This window comes from Catalinimonas alkaloidigena, assembly GCF_900100765.1.
Taxonomy (GTDB): Bacteria; Bacteroidota; Bacteroidia; order Cytophagales; family Flexibacteraceae; genus Mooreia; species Mooreia alkaloidigena.
Map to the genome: position 1 here is coordinate 1 of NZ_FNFO01000026.1, position 5,045 is coordinate 5,045.

Annotated in this window: 3 protein-coding genes; all 3 read left to right on the forward strand. The window is 59.0% G+C overall.

What is annotated here, in order from left to right; translation table 11 throughout:
- Nucleotides 1–150: 150 nt before the first annotated feature.
- Nucleotides 151–2,547 carry a TonB-dependent receptor gene (locus BLR44_RS28300; protein ID WP_089688851.1) on the forward strand — a complete coding sequence of 799 codons (2,397 nt, stop codon included), beginning with the start codon at nt 151–153 and terminating at the stop codon, nt 2,545–2,547.
- Between the two features lie 24 nt (nt 2,548–2,571).
- Nucleotides 2,572–3,810, forward strand: coding sequence for a DUF4374 domain-containing protein (locus BLR44_RS28305; RefSeq protein WP_089688854.1), 1,239 nt, complete (start codon nt 2,572–2,574; stop codon nt 3,808–3,810).
- A gap of 153 nt (nt 3,811–3,963) precedes the next feature.
- Nucleotides 3,964–5,045: PepSY-associated TM helix domain-containing protein (locus BLR44_RS28310; RefSeq protein WP_245706194.1), on the forward strand; the 1,082-nt coding region annotated here is incomplete at its 3' end.

Here is a 5,045-nt window from a genome sequence, read left to right on the forward strand (position 1 = left end):
ATCTTCCCGTTCGCGTCAGTAAAATTCCCATTTGCGTTATCCGTCTCGTGGGGGAACCTCTAGTTTTGCATCAATTTAGATTAAGTCTAAATAAATGCAGCTTCCTGCCCACCTCCAGGTCGCCCACCTTTTTACTCCTCTTATTGCACGATGACGTTCGTTTACTCTCGCACAGGTGCGCTTGCCTGGGCCTTTCTGCTGATGCTTGTGTGTGCCGGATCTGGCTTCGCACAGGTTCCGTTGACCGCTAGGCTGGAAGGCCATATCCATACTACCGACCAACAGCCCCTGCCCGGCGCGACCCTTTTGTTGAACGCAACCCGCTGGGGGACCGCCGCCGACCTTGACGGCTTCTATCAGTTGCACTCGGTGCCGCCCGGCCGTTATGAGGTGGTGGTGTCGTCGATGGGGTACGTCACCCGCACGGAAGAAGTGACCCTGCAGGCGGGACAGACACTTTCCCTGGATGTGGCCTTGCAGGAAGCCTCGACTGAACTGGATGCAGTGACCGTTTTCGGAAAAAGTGCCTTGCAGGAAACCAAAGAACTGGCTTACGAAGTGCAGACCATCAACGCACGGCAACTGCACAACACCACGCTCGACCTCGGACACGCCCTCGACCGGGTCTCCGGCGTGCGCGTCCGGGAGTCGGGGGGTGTCGGTTCGCGTATGAACTTCTCGCTGAACGGCTTTACCGGGCGGCAGGTGAAATTTTTCATCGACGGCGTGCCGATGGACAACTTCGGCTCTTCTTTTCAGCTCAACAACATTCCGGTTAACCTGGCCGAGCGCATCGAAATTTACAAAGGGGTCGTGCCCATCTGGCTGGGGTCCGATGCGCTGGGCGGGGCCATCAACATCGTCACCAACCAGTCGCTACGCAAGTACCTGGACGTTTCTTATTCGTACGGTTCGTTCAACACCCACCGCGCAGTGGTCAATGCCGCCTATACCACCAAAAGCGGCTTTACGGCGCAACTCAACGCCTTTCAGAACTACTCGGACAACAACTACTGGGTCCATGTCGACGTGGCCGACCTCAACACGGGGCGGTACTACCCCAACCAGCGGGTGCGGCGTTTCCACGACACGTACCACAACGAAACCCTCATCGCCAACGTGGGTGTGGTGAACAAACCCTACGCCGACCGATTGCTGCTGGGCGTTACGCTGGGCAAGAACTACAGCGAGATCCAGACCGGCGCGCGGCTGGTCAGCGTCTTCGGCGACTGGTACCGGCGTGGCACGATCCTGATGCCCACGCTGAAGTACCAGAAACGGGATCTGCTCGTGCCGGGGCTGGACGTGACGGTCAATGCCAACTACAACTTGGGAACGGAACAGAACATCGACACCGTCTATCGTCGCTACAACTGGTTCGGCGACTACAAGCAGTACCGAGGCGAAGGCAGCGAGCGATCGCGTTCCCTCTACAAGTACCGCAACCACAACGGCATCGTGACGGGCAACGCCAACTACCGGCTCGGTCAGCACCATGCGCTGGCCCTCAACCACGTCTTCACGACCTTCAACCGCCAGGGGAGCGACGCCCTTTATCCTGAAAATGTGCAGTACGACCAGCCTCGCCTCAGCTTCAAACACGTGACCGGCCTGGGGTACAAGTACGATTACCACGACCGGTGGAGTACGTCGCTGTTTGTCAAGCACTACCTGCAACGCAACCGCTACAGCCAGTCGTACAATCCCAGCGGTAGCTGGGGCGATGTCGCGTACCTGACGCAGGAAAGCGTCTTCAGCAGCGTCGGCTACGGCATGGCCAGCACGTACTTTATCGCCCCGCGGCTACAGGTAAAAGCCTCGTACGAAAAAAGCTTCCGCCTGCCCGAATCCGAAGAACTCTACGGCGATCTGGTGAACCTGCAGGGCAACATCGACCTGAAGCCGGAAACCAGCCACAACTTCAATGTGGGAGCCACGTACGAAACCAGCCTTCGGCAGGTCCATCAGGTCAGCGTCAGCGGCAATCTGCTCTACCGCGACGCGCGGGACTTTATCCGGGCGCGGCTGAACCACAACCAGACCATGCAGGTGATGGACAACCTGATGGATGTAACCAACGCGGGTGTCGACGGCGAGGTGCGGTATTCGTACCGCAAGCTGCTGACGGCCGGCCTGAACCTGACCTACCAGAACCTGCGCAACAACACGCGCTACGAAGGAGGCCAAACGATCGAGAGCGTCGTCTACCGGGACCGCATCCCCAACATGCCGTACCTGTTCGGCAACGCCGACGGTTCGCTGTTCCTGAGCGATCTGTGGTGGGAGGGAAGTCGGCTGACGGTCGGCTACAATCTCCTCTACGTCCACGCCTTTTACCTCTACTGGCCCAGCCTGGGCAGTGACAAACTGGACATTCCCCGGCAACTTTCGCACGACGCCAACCTTACCCTGGCGCTGGCCGACGGCACGTACAACATCACCCTCGAAGGGCGTAACCTGACCGATGCCCGGCTCTACGACAACTTCAGCCTGCAGAAACCCGGGCGGAACTTCACCGTCAAACTGCGCTACTTTCTTTCCAAGTAATTCACTCTAAATTTTTCCGATACCATGTTTGCTACCAATGCCTCTCAGCTCACCCGTTTCTCTTCAGTTCTGCTTACCGGGGCGCTTCTTCTGACTGCCTGCGACGAGAAAGGGGAGACCGATCCCGGAACCGGCGGTGACGAAACCGGCACCAAATACATCATTGCTTCTTCGCCCATTGCTTCGGAGGGCGTTGCCGATTACCTGCTGACCGTCGACGACCTGACCACCGGCACGACCAGTACGGTCGGCAACGGTAAAGAACAGGACGGCTCGTACCGGTACTACACCACCAACCAGAACCGCTTCTTCAGCATGCTGTACGGGCAGGGTAATCCTGGCGCCGTAACAACGTACGAACTGGACGAGGCCGGATCGCTCAGCCAGCTCTCTAATTTTCAGTCGGAAACGGTGCAGGCGTTCGCGCCAGTCGGTGACGACATCCTGATGGTGAAAGTGCCCCGTAGCGGCGACGAGAACGCCCTCTGGTTCCAGGTAGACGCGAACCAGATTGAAATTGTGGCCGACGGCCAGATCAACATCGTGAACCTGGCCGCCAACGGCGAGCGGGCCCATTTTACCTGGCTCACGCAGGTCGGCGACAAGGTGTTTGCGCCTTACATGAGCATCAAAGGCTGTTGCAGCGACGTGTTCGGGACGCAGTATCCGGACAGCAGCTGGATCGCCGTTTTCTCGTACCCGGACATGACGCTGGAGAAAGTCATCAAAGACGACCGCACCAGCTACATCGGGCGCTACTTTACCAACGGCCTGGCCGTCGACGAGAACAGCGATGTCTACGCCTTCTCGGCCGCCGTGGCGACCAACAGCGGCGAGATGGCCTCCACGAACCCTTCGGCCATCCTGCGGATCAACAGCGGGCAGACGGAGTTCGATCCCAGCTACTTCTTCGATATCGAAGAGGCTACCGGTGGTTACTCGATCACGGCGCAGAATTACGTAGGCAACGGAAAAATGCTGGCGATGCTGGCGGCCGAGAAAGCGGCTTATTCGGTCGGTACCCGGCTGGCCATCGTGGATGTCTACAACCAGTCGGTCACCTGGGTGGAAGGGCAGCCCGATCCGGCGAGCATCACGCAGGTCACCACCAACAACCTGGTGGAAGAAAACACGGTATTCGTAGGCATTACGACCAACGAGGGCAGCTACGTCTACGGAATTGACGCCACCAACGCGACCGCCACGCAGGGCCTGAAGGTAGAAGGCGGGCAGATCACGGCCATCCGCAAATTAACCTATTAAGCCCTCCATTTGGATCGTAGCACCGCCTGGTGGTCGCCTGCCGGGTGGTGCTCTTTCTTCTTCATCTCTTCACACGTCTCACTTCGACGCATGGCACCAACTACTCCTACCCGGCAGAAAAACGCGAGAGCCCAGAAGAAGCCTTCGCGGTCTTTGTTTTATCGGATCTCCGCCTGGCTGCACCTCTGGCTGGGGCTGGTGTCGGGCCTTGTGGTAGTGGTGGTGAGCCTGACGGCGGCCGCGCTGGTGTTCGAGGAAGAACTGCGGGTGTGGCTGGAGCCGTACCAAACGGTGGAAGATGCCGGGCAGCCCCTCTTGCCGCCGTCTCAATTAAGTCAAGCCGTTATTGACAAATACGATTTTCCGTCGGTGTACGCCGTCCTCTACAAGGGGCGCGACCGCAGCGCCGTGGTGCCCTATTACGCCGACCGAAGTAACTACCAGGTCGTCTACGTCAATCCCTACACCGCCGAAGTCCTTCACAATCAGCCGCTGAATCAGGACTTCTTCCGTATCATGATCATCGGGCACTACCAGCTCTGGTTGCCCCGCCCTGTCGGGAAGCCGATCGTGGCGTACGGCACCCTTATTTTCGTCATCACGCTGTTCAGTGGGCTGGTGCTGTGGTGGCCGAAAAAGTGGACGCGTGCGACCCGCAGACAGAGTTTCCTACTCAACCTGAAAGCCAGCTGGAAACGGGTGAACTACGACCTGCACAACGTGCTGGGTTTCTACGCCCTGCTGGTGGCCCTCGTCCTGGGACTGACGGGTATGGTCTACGGCATGAAGTGGTTTTCGGACGCGGCTTACTGGGTGAGCTCGGGCGGTCAGACCCAAACGTTCGATCGCCCGCAAGCCGACACCACGCTGGTGGCCGACCCGACCGCCGGACCGGACGAAGACCGACTGTTTGCCCAGTTGCAGCAGGTGGACATGACGCAGAACGACGTCGGCATCTACTACCCGTCGCGCGGCAACCGTACCTGGGGCGTGGAAATCAACCCCAAGCCGGGCACCCGCTACCTGACCCAGAACAGGTACTACGAAGCCCACTCGCTCCAACTCCTGCAAAAGCGCCCGGATTTTGGGGAAGGCAACGGGGGCGACGACCTCATGCGGCTGAACTACGACCTGCACGTAGGGTCCATCGGGGGACTCTGGACGAAGATCATCGCCTTTCTGGCGTGTCTCATCTCGGCGAGCCTGCCGATCACAGGCCTGATCATCTGGTTAGG